General features: G+C 39.2%; 14 protein-coding genes. 6 read left to right on the forward strand and 8 right to left on the reverse strand.

Annotated elements, in window-relative coordinates; all coding sequences use genetic code 11:
* Positions 1-15: 15 nt before the first annotated feature.
* From parC to PX700_RS03330, 7 genes are all read right to left on the reverse strand, one after another.
* Positions 16-2,310, reverse strand: coding sequence for a DNA topoisomerase IV subunit A (gene parC, locus PX700_RS03300; RefSeq protein WP_479519845.1), 2,295 nt, complete (start codon positions 2,308-2,310; stop codon positions 16-18).
* Between the two features lie 10 nt (positions 2,311-2,320).
* Positions 2,321-3,415, reverse strand: coding sequence for a PQQ-dependent sugar dehydrogenase (locus PX700_RS03305; RefSeq protein ID WP_479519846.1), 1,095 nt, complete (start codon positions 3,413-3,415; stop codon positions 2,321-2,323).
* Between the two features lie 29 nt (positions 3,416-3,444).
* Positions 3,445-5,334 (reverse strand): DNA topoisomerase IV subunit B, encoded by a 1,890-nt coding sequence (parE, locus tag PX700_RS03310; RefSeq protein WP_479519847.1) that lies wholly within the window; start codon positions 5,332-5,334, stop codon positions 3,445-3,447.
* A 108-nt stretch (positions 5,335-5,442) separates the two neighbouring features.
* Positions 5,443-6,003 (reverse strand): YqiA/YcfP family alpha/beta fold hydrolase, encoded by a 561-nt coding sequence (locus PX700_RS03315; RefSeq protein ID WP_415637540.1) that lies wholly within the window; start codon positions 6,001-6,003, stop codon positions 5,443-5,445.
* Positions 5,988-6,773: a metallophosphoesterase gene (locus PX700_RS03320; RefSeq protein ID WP_479519848.1), complete on the reverse strand. Its 786-nt coding sequence runs from the start codon at positions 6,771-6,773 to the stop codon at positions 5,988-5,990. Before PX700_RS03320 ends, PX700_RS03315 begins: the two co-directional genes overlap by 16 nt.
* On the reverse strand, positions 6,760-7,218 hold the full coding sequence (locus tag PX700_RS03325) for a DUF1249 domain-containing protein (RefSeq protein ID WP_479519849.1): 459 nt from the start codon (positions 7,216-7,218) through the stop codon (positions 6,760-6,762). The genes PX700_RS03320 and PX700_RS03325 overlap by 14 nt, the downstream gene beginning before the upstream one ends.
* Positions 7,219-7,256: 38 nt before the next feature.
* Positions 7,257-7,883 carry an ADP-ribose diphosphatase gene (locus tag PX700_RS03330; RefSeq protein ID WP_479519850.1) on the reverse strand — a complete coding sequence of 209 codons (627 nt, stop codon included), beginning with the start codon at positions 7,881-7,883 and terminating at the stop codon, positions 7,257-7,259.
* Positions 7,884-8,034: 151 nt separating this feature from the next.
* Here PX700_RS03330 and tolC point away from each other — a divergent pair, with 151 nt between their 5' ends.
* From tolC to PX700_RS03345, 3 genes are all read left to right on the forward strand, one after another.
* Positions 8,035-9,390 (forward strand): outer membrane channel protein TolC, encoded by a 1,356-nt coding sequence (gene tolC / locus PX700_RS03335; protein ID WP_415637537.1) that lies wholly within the window; start codon positions 8,035-8,037, stop codon positions 9,388-9,390.
* Positions 9,391-9,500: 110 nt separating this feature from the next.
* Complete coding sequence (lpxL, locus tag PX700_RS03340; protein WP_479519851.1) at positions 9,501-10,430, forward strand: LpxL/LpxP family Kdo(2)-lipid IV(A) lauroyl/palmitoleoyl acyltransferase; 930 nt, start codon at positions 9,501-9,503, stop codon at positions 10,428-10,430.
* 46 nt (positions 10,431-10,476) lie between these two features.
* The gene (locus tag PX700_RS03345; protein WP_415637535.1) at positions 10,477-11,049 is read left to right on the forward strand and encodes a TcpQ domain-containing protein; all 573 of its coding nucleotides are present in this window, start codon (positions 10,477-10,479) and stop codon (positions 11,047-11,049) included.
* A gap of 285 nt (positions 11,050-11,334) precedes the next feature.
* Here the strand turns inward: PX700_RS03345 and glnE are convergent, their stop codons facing one another.
* Positions 11,335-14,130, reverse strand: coding sequence for a bifunctional [glutamate--ammonia ligase]-adenylyl-L-tyrosine phosphorylase/[glutamate--ammonia-ligase] adenylyltransferase (gene glnE / locus PX700_RS03350; RefSeq protein ID WP_479519852.1), 2,796 nt, complete (start codon positions 14,128-14,130; stop codon positions 11,335-11,337).
* A gap of 77 nt (positions 14,131-14,207) precedes the next feature.
* Between glnE and PX700_RS03355 the strand changes: the two genes are divergently transcribed.
* The 3 genes from PX700_RS03355 to rsmE all read left to right on the forward strand — a co-directional run bounded on the left by PX700_RS03355 (position 14,208) and on the right by rsmE (position 16,466).
* On the forward strand, positions 14,208-15,101 hold the full coding sequence (locus tag PX700_RS03355) for a DUF350 domain-containing protein (protein WP_415637533.1): 894 nt from the start codon (positions 14,208-14,210) through the stop codon (positions 15,099-15,101).
* A gap of 81 nt (positions 15,102-15,182) precedes the next feature.
* The gene (locus PX700_RS03360) at positions 15,183-15,662 is read left to right on the forward strand and encodes a hypothetical protein (RefSeq protein ID WP_479519853.1); all 480 of its coding nucleotides are present in this window, start codon (positions 15,183-15,185) and stop codon (positions 15,660-15,662) included.
* Between the two features lie 69 nt (positions 15,663-15,731).
* A complete protein-coding gene (rsmE, locus tag PX700_RS03365) occupies positions 15,732-16,466 on the forward strand; it encodes a 16S rRNA (uracil(1498)-N(3))-methyltransferase (RefSeq protein WP_479519854.1) in 735 nt (244 codons plus the stop codon).
* Positions 16,467-16,502: the final 36 nt, after the last annotated feature.

The raw sequence follows: 16,502 nt of genomic DNA on the forward strand, positions 1-16,502 counted from the left end.
TATAAAAGTAATCAATTATTCTTCATTAATTACTTCTACAGGCTCATCATCTTGAGGTGTTAACTCAACAACGGCTTCGTCAACACGTTGTAAGCCACGTGGCAGTTTATTACCCCTACGCCCTCGTTCACCATGATAATGCTCTAAATCGCTTGGTTTAAGTGTTAGTTTACGTTTGCCAGCATGAAGCGTAACACTGCTTCCTTGGGGCACAACAGCAAGCACTTTTACAAACTCTTCGCGGGCTTGTACTTTAGCTCCTGGTATAGAAATGATTTTATTACCTTTACCCTTACCTAATTTTGGTAAGTCTCGCAGTGGGAATAAAAGCATGCGACCTTCGTTAGAAATAGCCATACAGTAATCGCTAGCAACATCGTTCACTCTAATAGGAGAAAGTAATATTCCACCTTTAGGGACGCTTACCAACGCTTTACCATTTTTATTTTTACTCACTAAGTCTTTAAAGTCGGTAATAAAGCCGTAACCTGCGTCTGACGCCATAAGCAATACTTGCTCGTCTTCACTCATTACCACATGCTCAAAATTAGCACCTGGTGTTAAGTTAAAACGACCTGTCATTGGCTCCCCTTGGCTACGCGCCGAAGGTAAGCTATGCGCATCGGTTGCAAACGCCCGCCCTGCTGAATCTAAAAATACAGCTGGTTGATTACTCTTACCACGAGCCGAGGCTCTAAAGGCATCACCTGAGCGGTAATTTAAGCCTTGTACATCTAAGTCATGACCTTTACCAACGCGTGCCCAGCCTTTATCTGATAGCACTACAGTAACTGACTCTGATGGAATTAAATCTTTTTCGTTAAGCGCTTTCGCTTCTGAACGCTCAATCACTGGTGAGCGACGATCGTCACCGTACATTTCAGCGGCTTCTTGAATTTCTTTTTTAAGCAGTGTCGACATACGACGTTCTGAGCCCAATATTTGCGCTAATTTATCACGCTCTTTAGCTAGTTCGTCTTGCTCACCACGAATTTTAAACTCTTCAAGTTTTGCTAAATGACGAAGTTTTAATTCTAAAATGGCTTCTGCTTGAGTATCAGTTAAATCAAAGCGCTCCATTAATACTGGCTTTGGTTTATCTTCGCTGCGGATGATTTCAATTACTTCATCAATATTTAAAAAGGCGGCTAATAAACCTTCTAAAATATGCAAACGCGCTAATACTTTATCTAAGCGATACTGCAAACGACGACGCACTGTTTCGCGTCTAAATGTTAGCCACTCACTTAAAATACAGCGTAAATCTTTAACTTGCGGGCGGCCATCTAGCCCCAACATGTTTAAGTTTACACGGTAGTTTTTTTCAAGATCGGTAGTTGCAAATAAGTGCGCCATTAATGGCTCAGCTTTAATGCGGTTTGAACGCGGAATAATTACAATGCGTGTTGGATTTTCGTGATCTGACTCATCACGTAAATCGGCAATCATTGGTAATTTTTTAGCGTTCATTTGCGCTGCAATTTGCTCAAGAACTTTACCACCAGAGCATTGGTGCGGTAGTGCTGTAATTACAATATCGCCATGCTCTTCGGTGTAAACCGCACGCATTTTAATAGACCCACGACCGGTTTTATATATTTTATGAATATCGGCTTTTGGGGTAATTATTTCAGCATCTGTTGGGTAATCTGGTGCATGTACAAGCTCAAGTAATTCTTCAAGCTCTGTTTTTGGTTTATCAAGTAATAAACAACATGCACTAGCCACTTCACGTACGTTATGTGGCGGAATATCAGTTGCCATACCTACGGCAATACCCGTTATACCGTTTAGTAAAATATGCGGTAAACGAGAAGGCAGTACTACAGGTTCATCCATTGTGCCATCAAAGTTTGGTGTCCAATCAACGGTGCCTTGGCCAAGCTCTTTTAATAGTACTTCTGAAAACTTAGATAAACGCGCTTCGGTATAACGCATTGCTGCAAACGATTTAGGGTCATCTGCCGCGCCCCAGTTTCCTTGCCCGTCTACCAATGGGTAGCGATAAGAAAACGGCTGCGCCATTAATACCATTGCTTCGTAACATGCGCTGTCGCCATGTGGATGGTATTTACCGAGTACATCACCCACGGTACGGGCTGATTTTTTGTACTTAGCGTTAGCCGATAAACCCAGTTCGCTCATCGCATAAATAATACGACGTTGTACTGGCTTTAGGCCGTCACCTACATGCGGTAGGGCACGATCCATGATTACGTACATGGAATAGTTTAAATAGGCGTCTTCGGTAAAACGCCCCATTGTTTGTTGCTCAATTCCTTGCATTAGCAAGGTATCTGTATCACTCATTAAAGCTTACCTAGTTTTTCTTATAGCTTACACGGTAGATTACATTGGCGTAATCATCGCTTACTAACAGACTGCCGTCACCTAATTCTGCAAATGCAACAGGGCGTCCAAATGTTGTTTCATCTTTCATAAAGCCAGTAATAAATGGCGTATATTTAGTTACGCGACCTACTTCAATTGTTGCCAGCCCTACTTTATAACCTGACTTTTTAGAACGGTTCCATGAGCCATGCTCAGCAACAAATAATTGTTGCTTATAGCTTGCTGGAAATTGCTTACCGTTATAAAAATGAATGCCCAATGGCGCTACATGCGCTGGAAGTGCAAGAGCTGGCGACGTGTAATCTGCAATGCTTTTGCCTTCACCAAACTCAGGATCAATAATGGCACCGGCATGAACATACGGAAAACCAAAATGCTCACCATCTTGCGTTACGCGGTTTAATTCATCAGGTGGAATATCATCACCCATCATGTCGCGACCGTTATCACTAAACCATAAAGCTTGAGTAGCTGGATGAAAATCAAAACCGACGGTGTTTCTAACACCCTTGGCTATTGTTTTTATTTGTTTTGTGTCTACATCAAGCGCAAAAATACGGCCAAAACGTTCATCCTCAGCACAAATATTACATGGCACACCCACCGGAATGATTAACTCCCCCGTTGGTGCAAAACGTAAAAATTTCCAACCATGATGACGCTCGCTCGGTAGCTTGTTATAGACCACGTCAAACTTTGGATCTTTTAATTGGGTATCAATATTTTTAAAGCGAATAATACGATGTACTTCGCCTACATATAAATCGCCATCTTTAATTGCTATGCCAGAGGGCATGTTTAGGCCTTTAGCCACAACAATTTTTTTATCTGCTACGCCATCACTATTATGATCAATAAGCGCATATACGTTGCCCGCTTTACGAGAGCCAACATACACAATACCTTTTTTTGAAACGGCTATTTGACGTGCATTTTCTACATCATTTGCAAATAAGCTTATTTCAAATCCCGGTGCTACTGTGAGCTTATCGAGTATATTTTTAGCCATTACAGGAGCGGTAGTCAGCCCGAGCAACAGTAAACTTCCTAGTAGTTTTTTCATTCGCCTCTCCTAGTGTTAAGCACAGGTAATTAAACGAGTGCCTTGTTACCATGATCTTCTAACCATTGACGACGATCAGGCGATCGTTTTTTAGCAAGCAGCATATCCATCATTTCCATGGTTTCCACTTCTTCATCAAGCGTAAGCTGCACTAAACGTCGTGTATTTGGATCCATCGTGGTTTCACGAAGTTGTAACGGGTTCATTTCACCCAGACCTTTGAATCGTTGTACGTTTACTTTTCCGCGTTTTTTCTCGGCTTCTATACGTGCCAAAATAGCGGTTTTTTCCTCTTCATCAAGTGCGTAATAAACTTCTTTACCAATATCTATTCTAAATAATGGCGGCATTGCTACATACACATGCCCTGTTTTTACTAACTCTGGGAAATGGCGAACAAACAGTGCACACAAAAGTGTTGCGATATGTAGTCCATCGGAGTCAGCATCGGCCAATATACAAATTTTATTGTAACGCAGTCCCGACATATCTGTTGACTCGGGGTCAATACCCAGTGCCACTGAAATATCGTGTACTTCTTGTGATGCGAGTATTTGGCCTGACTCAACTTCCCAAGTATTTAAAATTTTACCTCGTAGCGGCATAATTGCCTGAAACTCACGATCGCGTGCTTGTTTAGCAGAGCCACCAGCAGAATCACCTTCCACTAAAAACAATTCGGTACGGTCGTTATCTGCAGCGCTACAATCTGTTAGTTTACCCGGTAAAGCAGGGCCTGCAGTAACACGTTTACGCACTACTTTTTTAGCTGCACGCAAGCGAGTTTGCGCATTTGAAATACATAACTCAGCTAATAATTCTGCGGTATCTGTATGTTCATTCAACCATAAACTAAACGAGTCTTTTACAACCCCTGATACAAACGCAGAACACGAGCGTGATGATAGTTTTTCTTTTGTTTGACCGGCAAATTGAGGGTCTTGCATTTTAACCGACAACACGTAACTACAACGATCCCAAATGTCATCAGGCGTTAATTTTACACCACGAGGGAGTAAGTTTCTAAACTCACAAAATTCACGCATTGCTTCAAGCAAGCCTTGGCGTAAACCATTTACATGCGTACCACCTTGCGCGGTAGGAATAAGGTTTACGTAGCTTTCAGCTATTGATTCGCCACCTTCTGGCAGCCATACAACAGCCCAATCAGCGCCTTCAATTGAACTTTTAAATTCGCCTACAAATGGGTCTTGCGGTAATGTTTCAAAACCCTTAACGGCTTCAACTAAATAATCTTTTAAGCCTGTTTCGTAAAACCATTCTTGGGTTTCTTTTGTTTGCTTATTAACAAACTTAATACGTAGCCCTGGGCACAAAACCGCTTTGGCTTTTAATAAATGGTTAAGCTTGGTAATTGAATAGTTTGGTGAATCAAAGTAGCTAACATCAGCCCAAAAACGAACCGTAGTGCCGGTGTTACGCTTACCAACAGTACCAATTACGTTTAAGTCTTCTACTTTATCGCCGCTTTCAAATGCCATTCTAAATTGCTGAGCATCGCGTCTTACTGTTACTTCTACACGCGTAGATAACGCATTTACTACCGAAATACCTACACCGTGTAAACCACCCGAAAATTGGTAATTTTTATTAGAAAACTTACCACCGGCGTGTAATTTAGTGAAGATCAATTCAACCCCAGGGATACCTTCTTCTGGGTGAATATCAATAGGCATACCACGTCCGTCATCACTTACTTCAAGCGAATTGTCTTCGTGAAGTATGACGTCGATACGAGTAGCATGACCCGCCATAGCTTCATCGACACTGTTATCGATAACCTCTTGGCCTAAATGATTGGGACGTGTTGTATCTGTGTACATCCCTGGGCGTCGTTTTACCGGATCTAATCCATTAAGTACTTCAATGGCTTCGGCGTTATAATTTTGATCACTCATAGTTTTTGTCTTTATATCCGCTAAGGCTCTAATACGTTTTACTAGTTTTATTGTTATATGCGCTAAAGCGTTAATATAGTAACTAACCTTTGTTTAGGTTAACTAGTTTTACGTGATTTTAAGAAAATCTACAATACTTGCAAAGGTGCGTTCAAATTCAACGTAGCTATGATCGCCACCAAATTCTATCAATTGCTTACATTGTGAATAATATTTTACTGCGTGTTGAAAGTTCAACACTTCATCGCCTGTTTGCTGTAATAAGTACAGTAACTCAGGGGATGCTAATTTATCTACAGCGAGTAATTTAAGTGCCTCAATATGATTGCTATTTAAATCGTAATGATAATCTTGATACGGATTATAATTAGGTCCAAGTAACGACTGTAATAAATTATAGGGTGCGACCGCGGGATTAATGACCACTGCAGGAATTTGATAACGCTGCGATAAATACGTGGCAAAAAAACCACCTAACGAGCTACCTAATAAAACGGTATTTGGCGTTAGTAATTGCTCAAGCTCAATTATAGCTTGTAGGGGCTCGTGGTTTAAGTTCGGTACACAATAATCAACGTCATAGTTTGCCATAAGCTCACCAAAGCGCACAGCTTTATATGATTTTTGTGAACTATTAAAGCCATGAATATAAATTACGCGTTTAGCCATACCACTTCCGTTTTTACTTCAACTTTATCTTTTTTACTCTTTATATTTAGCATTCTGTAAGCTGGCCCTGCATTTTTTTGCTCCCACTCTGGAGTGTGCTTTACAAACTGTATTGAGCTGGCTGGGGTCGCATATATAGGCAGCCCTCTAAAACTTTGTTCATAATCATTATGTACATGACCATGAAAAAGCGCAGATACATTATTACTATTAACTAAGATATTTAAAAGCTGTGGACCATTTTCTAATAAGTGCTTATCAAGATAGCCATTTATTGGCAGCGGATTATGATGACAAAATATAACTTTACTATTACTCGAGTTGACTAAAGTATCCGTTATTTCATCTAAATGCGCGCCAGTAACCCATCCTGCGGGTGTAGGCCCTTTAGAATTGATAAGAAGCAGCTCAACCCCGTTGGCAATAATATGTTTAGCCGAATTTATTTGCCCACCACTTATGCGACTAAGCATTGCTAGTTCATCATGATTACCTGGCACCCAAAATACAGGGCAAGCAATGTCACTGGCATTTATAAGTTCACTAAATAGTAAGTACGATTCAAAGCTATGATCTTGCGTTAAATCGCCACCAAAAATAATGCAGTCTATTGGCTGCTTAGCGATGTGCGCTAAGGCTTGCTCAAAATGAGCTGCGGTATTTACACTAAAGTACTCACCGCTTTTGTCTGCAAATAAATGGCTGTCGGTAATATGCGCAATGCACAAAGATGATTTATCAAATGTATATGTATCATCAAACCAAGCCATTATTTACATCCCAATTTAATGTTGCTTGCCCGTGCTCTACACAGGCCACTAACCAGTCGTATAAAAAAGCATTAAGTTGATACTTTTCATCTTTTTGATGCATTTTAGGGTTGGGGTATCCGTACGATGGTTTTATGCGTTGATGGTAATCGTGATGAACAATTTCAGCCACTTTGGCATCGTGATACAAGCGCACCGTTAAATACAGCGGCGTAATCCCTTTAACCATTCCTGTTAGCTGCTTAATTGAAATATCCATAGTGTATTTTGCGCTGCCATCAATTTTTGTAGCAAACTCACTGTTGCCAAGTTTTACTTCACGAATGCTTCCTATATTGCGCTCGCTCGGTAACAACTTTAATAGTCGCACATAGTTATGCTCACAAAGTGTTAAATACTTTGGGAGGTTTTGAATATATCGCTTTGCTGCTAATTGTGCTGTCAAAGTACCGCCATAATTTAAGTAATAGTTTTAGTAAAAATTTATGCCCATTTGTTTGCCATTTTTTCGCGATTAAGCGCAAGCCACTGCATACAAATAACCGTTGCCGCATTATCCATTTCACCATTATTGAGGCGCATTAGCGCATCATCAACCGATAGAATGTGAGTTTTTATATCCTCCCCTTCAGTTTCAAGACCATATACACCTGATTTTACTTGGCTTAAGTCAGCACGCGCTAAATATAAATGTAAGCGCTCAGTTGTACCACCAGGGCTTGATAGGTACGAAAGCATAAATTCAAGCTCAGTTAATTCAAGCCCTGCTTCTTCATACGCTTCTTTTTTTACAACTGATTCGTAATCCGTACTGCCGTCTGTCATTCCGGCTATACACTCTAGTAGCCAAGGCGAATGCTTGCTTTTAATAGCGCCAATACGTATTTGCTCAATTAAAAGAACAGTATCTGATATTGGGTCGTAAGGGAGTACTGCAATGGCATCGCCACGTTCTAATATTTCTCGGCTAATTACTTTAGATTTTCCACCTGCGAAAAGAGCATGTTCAAACTGGTATAAATCAACCTGAAAAAAACCTTTATAAAGGTTTTTTGTTGGCCTCAAATCTACATCTTTATGTGTAAATTGAACGAGTTTTTTATCAATCACGTAGCTACCCCCTACTTATCTAAAGCTTTAAAATGCGTTAATATATTCTGTTACACTTGAACATACTGTTTTACTAATTATTTTTTTTGTTATGGAGTAAAACAGGTTAACATGCTTTTAGTACAAAAATTGTCTAAGGACCGAACCCCACATGAAAAAGAACATTCTTGCGGCGCTAGTTAGTTTATCATGCGCACTAGGTGCAACAGCAGTGAAAGCTGAAGATTTACTACAAGTTTTTGAAATAGCAACAGCTAACGACCCTACTGTGCTAAAAGCAAAAGCCCAAGCCGATGCGCAGTCTTATCAAAGCGATTTGGCGATGAGTGCACTATTACCTCAAATTGGTTTAACTATGGGTTATACAAAAAGCGATGCAACGTCGTACGAAAGCGTTGGCGACTTATCTAACCTAGTAAAAGTTGAAAGTGACACAGACCAATTCTCTCGTGGTGTAAGTTTAAGCCAAACATTGTTTGATTTAGGTGCATGGAATACGTTAGATATTGCCGATAAACAAGCACTTCAAGCAAGTGGCCTATACGATGCAGCTAAACAAAACTTAATTGTACGCGTTGCTGAAGGTTATTTTAACGTATTAAGTGCCAGTGATAACCTTGAATTTGTTGAAGCTGAAAAACGTGCAATTGCACGTCAACTTGAGCAAACAAAACAACGTTATGCGGTAGGCTTAACAGCAATTACAGACGTACACGAAGCGCAAGCTCAGTTTGATAACTCAGTAGCTCAAGAAATTATTGCAGGTAATGCTGTAGAAACAGCACGTGAGCAACTTCGTGAGATTACAGGTAAATACCACGAAAAATTAGACTTTTTAAATACAGATACTTTCTCAACAACTAAACCAACTAAGCGCTCAAGCGACTTTGTTAAAGTAGCTGAAGATAAAAATATCAACCTGCAAGTGTCTAAAGTAACGGTTGATATTGCAAAAGATCAAATTGAATTAGCTAAAGCGGGTCATTATCCAAAGCTAACACTAAGTGCAAATTATGGTGATTCTCTTACAGACAATCAAATAAATGGCGCTAACTTTGATGATCAACCACGTTCAGACTCAAGCTCTGTAGGGCTTAACTTTAGCGTACCTTTATATTCAGGTGGTGCAACAGTTGCTGCAACAAATCAAGCACGTGCATTTTACGTAGGTGCTAGCCAAGACTATGAAACAAATTACCGTGCAGTAACTCGCACAGTGATTACATCTTATAATCAAGTTGTTTCAGATATTGCTACTTACAAAGCGCTAGAGCAAGCCGTTGTTTCAGCTCAAAGTGCCCTTAAAGCAACTGAAGCTGGTTTTGAAGTAGGTACGCGTACCATTGTTGACGTACTAGTAAGTACGCAAAACTTATACGATGCAAAGCGTAACCTTGCTGATGTACGTTACCGTTATGTGTTATCTACCCTTCGCTTAAAACAAGCTGCGGGCACACTAACAAGTGAAGATTTAGTGGCTATAAACCAAGGTTTAAAAGCCGCTTAAATATCATTACTCGTGTAGTATGAACACATTGAAAGCCAGCTAAATGCTGGCTTTTTGTATTTTACAGCGCTTAGCGTTAAACTATCATTTTTATTCTCAGAGAGATTTTTGTGGTCACTTCATCTCCTTTTAAAGCATCTTTTTTAGGCCCTCGATACTGGTTAACGTGGGTTGGCGTTCTATTTTTATATTTAATTTCTTGGTTGCCACAAAAACTACAGTTGGCGATGGGTAAACAACTTGGCCGCTTAGTTCATAAGTTTATGAAACGCCGCCGCCATATTGCAGAAGTAAACATAAAACTGTGTTTTCCTGATATGAGCGAAGCAGATCAAAAAGATCTCGTGCTCAAAAATATGGAAAATACCGGCATTGCAATGGTCGAAACTGGCATGGCATGGTGGTGGCCGCAGTGGCGAGTTAAAAGTGTATATGGCTCTATCAAAGGTTTAGAGCATTTTGAGCGCGTACAAGCTTCTGGTAAAGGTATTTTATTACTTGTACCCCATATCTTGCATCTTGAAATGACTAGTCGTGTAATGGGGCTAAAATGCCAAGGTTTGGGCTTTTATCGTCCTCACAATAACGCCCTAATGGAATACTTTACAACTAATGGGCGCCTTCGTTCTAACGAATACCTAATTGGCCGAAAAGATGTAAAAGGTTTACTTAAATCATTAAAAAATAAAAAGGTCTGTTATTACTTACCTGATCAAGATTACGGCCGTCACCGCTGTGAATTTGTTCCATTTTACGCAGTTCCCGATACAGCCACCACCACCGGAACACTTATGTTTGCTGGTAGCAAAAATTGCGAAACAATGAGCTTAATAAGCTACAGAGACGAAAATGGTAAATATCATTTAGAAGTAGTGCCTGAGCTTGAAAACTTCCCAAGTGGTGATGATAAAGCTGATGTAACACGCGTTAATCAACGCGTAGAGCTGTGTATAAATGCAGCTCCTGCACAATACATGTGGCTGCACCGTCGCTTTAAAACTCGACCTGATAAAAATACCCCTTCTTTTTATAAAAAGTAATGGTATATATAGCGTAATAAATAACAAAATAAGAAGAACAACGATTATGTTATCTTGGATTAAACATATAATGATAGGAGTTGCTTTAATTACTTGCGCTCTTTATTTTATTCTAAATAGTGATTCTGTAGTTAACTTTAAAAACTCTACAAATGCAGCTGCAAACGGCTTATCTCGATTCTATAAGTCTATCCGCAGTAAAATAAATGAAGATAAAGAACGTGATAAGTACGTACTTGATTTGAGCAAGCCAGAACAAAGTTTAGATCGAGTTTTAAGTGCAAGAGGACGAACCGTAGATCCCATGTCAGCTAACTGGGTTGGAGAAACGAAGGCAAGACGCTTTGAAAGGGGCTTTACTCTTAAAGAAGTTTTAACTGACTACGCAAAAAAAGAGAACATCATACTTTATTGGTATTTAGATAAAGACTATGTTGTTAAAGATCATTTCAGAGTGGATGGGGACTTCATAACTACTTTGTATAAAGTTAGTCGTTCTATAAATAATGATTTTGTAAATGAAGTTTACACCTTTTTTTGTTACAAACAACGTGCTGCTATAATCACTGAATTACCCTCTGAATTCGTACGTTCTAATTGTATTAGGTTAACCGTATAACTGTGAGATAAATCCGTTTGAATATAAATAGTTACTTGATACCAATTCACTTAATTAAGTGGTCTATTTTGAACTAAAAAAGCCTTGACGATAACAAGGCAAAAACTTCGTTATTTAGTTGTCCTGCATCAGAGATTTTTAACACAGTAAACATCAGGTTAGTCCCTTAAATTGATTAAGTATTACTGCTAATTATAATAACTCTAAAAATAAGTTACTCTTATATAATTATGCGGATTGATATATAGCGTTATCTAATAAATAGCGCAAAAATAAATTTGCGAACTATTTTGATAAAAATATGTTCTCCCAAATGGATTTAACATTATTAATATTATTTTCAAGCTCTAAACGCGATATCAACCGACCTTGTTGATTTAAACTAAGTGTATGGTAGCGTGAACGATAATCAATATACGCTTTGATCAACTGCTGTTTTTGCTCTTTGGTAATGCACCCTATATTTGCTGCATCCGTTAATATCCTCACGTTATCTGAATAAACGGTAAGTTGCTCAAATTCATTAGCGTGTTTAAGTACTAAATATTGCGTAATAAACTCAATATCAGCCATACCACCAATATCTTGTTTTAAATCAAATTGCTCAGTATTTCCTTTCGCTAAATGATTGCGCATTTTTTCGCGCATTTTTATCACATCTGCTTTTAATACGGCATCGTCGCGTTTTTGACTAAGTATGTTTTTACGAATTTGTGAAAAACGCTCTATCAGATCATCTTGACCTAAAATCAGACGAGCCCGAACAAGTGCTTGATGCTCCCACGTCCATGCTTGAGTTTGCTGGTAGTGATTAAAGCTCTCTAGATTGATAGCCAGTAAACCCGATGCACCTTCAGGGCGAAGCCGTGTATCGAGCTCATACAAAATGCCTGAAGCAGTACGAGTATTAAACAAATGCATTAAGCGCTGAGCGAGCTTTAAATAAAACTGCCGAGAATCTATCGGTTTTTCACCATTTGTTTGGCTTGAGCCATCATGATTGTGTACAAACACCAAATCTAGATCTGAGTCGTACCCTACTTCTAAGCCGCCTGTTTTACCATATGCAATAACAGCAAAGCCTTTGTTTTCGTCATCAGTGCCAGGGGGCATGCCAAAACGCTTAACAGTGTTATGCCATGCAATATTAACAGCTTGATCAACAATCGCTTCAGCCAGTACTGTTAAGTGATCGCTTACTTTCATCACATCTAGAACACCGGTTGCATCGGCGGCTGCAATTCGTAATTGATGTGTTTGCTTAAACTGTCTAAGCGACTCCATTTGTAGTTCTAAATCGTCATGCTCTATTCGTAAAAAATACTGTCTTATTTCATCTTTATAAGCCGTTAATGGTGTCGGTTTATAAAGAACCGCCGGATCTATTAGCTCATCAAGCAATATAGGGTAGCGAGAAATGTGCTCGCCTATCCATTTGCTATGACAACACAGTAAAACGAGTTGCTTTAACGCACCTTGGTTTTCGTACAGTAATTCTAAATAAGCAGTGCGTGAAATTATTTTATTAAAAATTTGGCAAACCATTGTAAAAGCAGCTGCGCTGGCATTAAAGTCATTTAACTGACTTAATAAAACAGGCATTAATTTATCAAGAGTGTCACGCCCTCGGTTACCTATATTTACCTTAGAAAGCCTTAATTTAAAATCGTTAAGGGGTGTTTGCCATTCATCTCTAGCTTCTTTTAAAAAGCTCACATCGCCATGATCCCAAGCACTAATAAATGCGCCTTCACAGGTATCAAGTGGCGCAGTTTCCTCGCCAATAACGAGTGCAAACTCACCGTTAACTTGCTTCATCACTTTTTCAATAGTGCTTAAAGTGGCATCAAAATCGGCTTGTTCTAATAATAAATTTAAACGCTGTTGATTTAATTCATCATCGGGAAGTGTTTGCGTTTGCTGATCATCAAATATTTGTAAGTACTGCTCAACTTTTCGTAAATAAAGATAATTGCGCTTAAGCTCGCTTGCTTCTTGCTCATCAATAACTTGGTTGAGCGCCAGCTCATTTAATGCTTTAAGTAGTGATTGAGTTTGTAAATTAGCCTCTCGCCCACCTCGTACCATTTGTAGGGCTTGCACTATAAATTCAACTTCACGAATACCACCAGCACCGAGCTTTATATTATTAGTTAAGCGCTTTCGGCGCACTTCTTGTGCAATCATTAGCTTCATTTTACGCAGTGATTCAATCACCGAAAAATCAATATACCGGCGATAAACAAACGGCTTTAAAAGCTTAATAAATTCATCCCAATATTTATTAGGCGTGCCAATTAAGCGCCCTTTTAACATTGCGTAGCGCTCCCAATCGCGACCTTGCTCTTGGTAGTAATCTTCAATAGCGTTAAAGCTCATAACCAAAGGACCACTTTCGCCAAACGGGCGCAAGCGCATATCAACTCTAAATACTTGTCCGTCACCGGTGGCTTGGTTAAGTGATGCAATGAGCTTTTGTGCAACTTTGGTATAAAATACTTGGGCCTCAAGGCTTCTGCGGCCACCTTGAGTTTTTATACTGCGCGGATATGCAAAAATAAGATCAATATCAGAGGAGTAATTTAGCTCTTGTCCACCGAGCTTCCCCATCCCTAAAACCATTAATGGCATTGCTTGATTTTGCTCATCAAGCGGCTCACCATTTACTTTAGCCACCTCTGCATGCGCCCATTGGTTGGCACTATTAATTAGCATATCAGCCAGTTGGCTTATGTAATTAATGCTATCTGCAATGGGGTTATTACAGCATAAATCTAAAAAGGCGACTTTAAGCCAGTACTTTTCACGATATTGGCGAAGTACTTTATGGCACTGCACTTCATCAATGTCAGCTAAATTAAGGTTTTTAAAAGGAGAATCTATTACTCTATTTTGTATTTCGTCTTTGCATAATAGCCAAGTATTTAAATCAGGTTGTGATTCTAAACAGCGCCAAGCAAAGTCGCTCAAGGCGAGTAATCGTATAACTTCGCTTTCATTACTTTGCTGTGGATATAATTGTTCGAAGCGCTCTAAGCCAAGTTTTTGTAATTGAATAGGAAGTTGCTTTACGGTACTCATCAATCCTCTCTTTTATATCATCAATAACCGTACTAGAATGACTAAAACCTAGAAAGGTTAACTTAATTAGGATCACCATGTCATATTTGTCTTTATCTAACACTAGTTTTATTGCGATTGCCATTAGTTTTGCGGTTATTTGTATAACTATTTTTAGTTTACGAGTTGTCACTCAAATCAAAGCAAAACAAGCGCTTAAAGATGAACTTGCGCAACACGACAACTTTGCCATGGGTATTAGCTTCGCATCTGAAATATCAGTTGTAATAGCCACTATGGCCTTTTTGTTTGATGAAATAAGCATTAGCACCGCGCAATCCAATCCATTAAAAGTGTTAATTATTATTATTCTTTTATTCACTTTTATAAAAGTGGGCCATTTAATTCATAGAAAATGGATACTCCACAGGTTTAATGAAGAAGCCGCAATACTAAAGCAAAATGTATGTGCAGCACTGGTGGATTCCGGCATGTTAATCGCCAACTGTATTATTGCACTTGGTTTATACACGTGGACACATACCCAAGGGTTTAGTAACTTACTTATTGCTTGCGTTAGCTTTTTTACACTTCAGGGAATGTTTGCACTTGATAGTAAAATACGAGAGCACCGTTTTGCAAAAGCAAATCAAGGTGCTTCACTACAAAGTAACTTCAACCTAGAAAATACGTCTATTGGAATAAGGTACGCAGGTAAATCAATTGGTTTAGCACTGGCTGTGTACGCTGGTTTATCTAGTGCTGCATTTCAAAACGGTAAAATGGTAGAAAACATATTTACACTCGTTATGCATTGCGGTGTAATGTGGATACTACTTTACAGCTTAACGTATATAATAAAAGTTATCTCTTTACCAAATATTGATACGGCGCTTGAAATAGACCACCAAGATAACATTGGTGTTGCATGTATCGAGTTTGCTGTTTTTTGTGCTATTGGTTATTTACTTATTAGTATGTTTTCTCTTTAGGCCTTTACTAAAGGTTCAACGATTAAGTCGTTTGCATTTAAGTATTAAGGTAATTACTTTGCTTAGATGCAACGAGGCCCCATGCCACTTGAAGCCACGAACTACTTGCTAATCGACATAGATAACGAATTTAGCCGAGCATTTGCCGAATACTATGTAAATAATAATGGCAAAACAAAAGTCAGTACGCTTATTGCAGCAGGCAGTAATACCCGCCAGCTAGTAAAAATGATGTTTGACGAGCTTATTAAAGACTATAGTTATTGCGACCTTGAAAACGAAATTAGCGTATCTGAACTCATTAACTATTTAAAAGAGCATCATAATTTAAATGGTGTACTTATTAATAATGCCGATTACTTACTCGCAAGTGATAAACAGCGCTTTATTTATAACTCGTTACATGAAGATCGCTTTTTAATAAACCTTGATGATACAGGCTATACGCTAAGCCGGGTTACTGACGAAACATTAACCGAACCTTCGCAAAATCACCACGATATAGCGCACACACCACAAGATTTAATAGATCTCGCCGAGCAACTTAATAAAAATAAATAATTGCGCACAGCTGCCAGCTTACTTACCATAGCAGTATATATTTTTACGCTAAGTAGTAAGTGACGCCCTATGCGAGTTCCTCATATTTATCAAACATCGAGTATTGCCCTAAATACCCCTATAGCTTTAGACGACGATGCTGCTGGCCATATTGGCAGAGTGCTGCGCATGAAAGTAGGCGAGCATGTATCTATTTTTAATGGCGAAGGCGGCGAATACCTTAGTGAAATAATTGAGGTAACAAAAAAAACAGTCATTGTAATGCCGCTGGAGCTTAATCCTCACGATGTAGAATCCCCGCTTAAAATTCATTTAGGCCAGTGTGTTTCGCGTGGCGACAAAATGGATTTTACAATTCAAAAGTCGGTTGAACTGGGTATTACCGAAATCACCCCACTTTTTAGTCAGCGCTGTGGTGTGAAACTAATGGGCGATCGCCTTGAGAAAAAACACCAACAATGGCAAAAAATAGCAATTGCAGCGGCAGAGCAATCTGGGCGTAATTTTGTACCAATTATTCATCCTCCTGTAGATTTAAAGCAGTGGCTTGCACAACAAACCAATGAAATTAAGCTCACGCTTCACCCTCGTGCTGAGCACAGTATTAAAACCATTACCGTACCCAAAGATGGTGTACGCTTTTTAGTAGGGCCAGAAGGCGGCTTTACCGACGATGAAATGGCACTAACTAAACAACTAGAATTTGTAGATATTCGCTTAGGCCCGCGCGTTTTACGAACGGAAACCGCCGCTTTAACGGTCTTAAGTGCATTACAACTTCAATTTGGCGATTTAGCTAATTGAAATAACTAAAAGCACCCTCATATAAACAGTAACATT

It is taken from the genome of Pseudoalteromonas sp. TP27 (assembly GCF_056470645.1).

What these genes read in the sequence shown, in the direction of transcription:
- PX700_RS03315 (WP_415637540.1), bottom strand. Translation starts at nt 6,003, where the DNA reads ATGGCTAAACGCGTAATTTATATTCATGGCTTTAATAGTTCACAAAAA.
- rsmE (WP_479519854.1), top strand. Translation starts at nt 15,732, where the DNA reads ATGCGAGTTCCTCATATTTATCAAACATCGAGTATTGCCCTAAATACC.
- glnE (WP_479519852.1), bottom strand. Translation starts at nt 14,130, where the DNA reads ATGAGTACCGTAAAGCAACTTCCTATTCAATTACAAAAACTTGGCTTA.
- PX700_RS03355 (WP_415637533.1), top strand. Translation starts at nt 14,208, where the DNA reads ATGTCATATTTGTCTTTATCTAACACTAGTTTTATTGCGATTGCCATT.
- tolC (WP_415637537.1), top strand. Translation starts at nt 8,035, where the DNA reads ATGAAAAAGAACATTCTTGCGGCGCTAGTTAGTTTATCATGCGCACTA.
- PX700_RS03320 (WP_479519848.1), bottom strand. Translation starts at nt 6,773, where the DNA reads ATGGCTTGGTTTGATGATACATATACATTTGATAAATCATCTTTGTGC.
- parE (WP_479519847.1), bottom strand. Translation starts at nt 5,334, where the DNA reads ATGAGTGATCAAAATTATAACGCCGAAGCCATTGAAGTACTTAATGGA.
- parC (WP_479519845.1), bottom strand. Translation starts at nt 2,310, where the DNA reads ATGAGTGATACAGATACCTTGCTAATGCAAGGAATTGAGCAACAAACA.
- PX700_RS03345 (WP_415637535.1), top strand. Translation starts at nt 10,477, where the DNA reads ATGTTATCTTGGATTAAACATATAATGATAGGAGTTGCTTTAATTACT.
- PX700_RS03305 (WP_479519846.1), bottom strand. Translation starts at nt 3,415, where the DNA reads ATGAAAAAACTACTAGGAAGTTTACTGTTGCTCGGGCTGACTACCGCT.
- PX700_RS03360 (WP_479519853.1), top strand. Translation starts at nt 15,183, where the DNA reads ATGCCACTTGAAGCCACGAACTACTTGCTAATCGACATAGATAACGAA.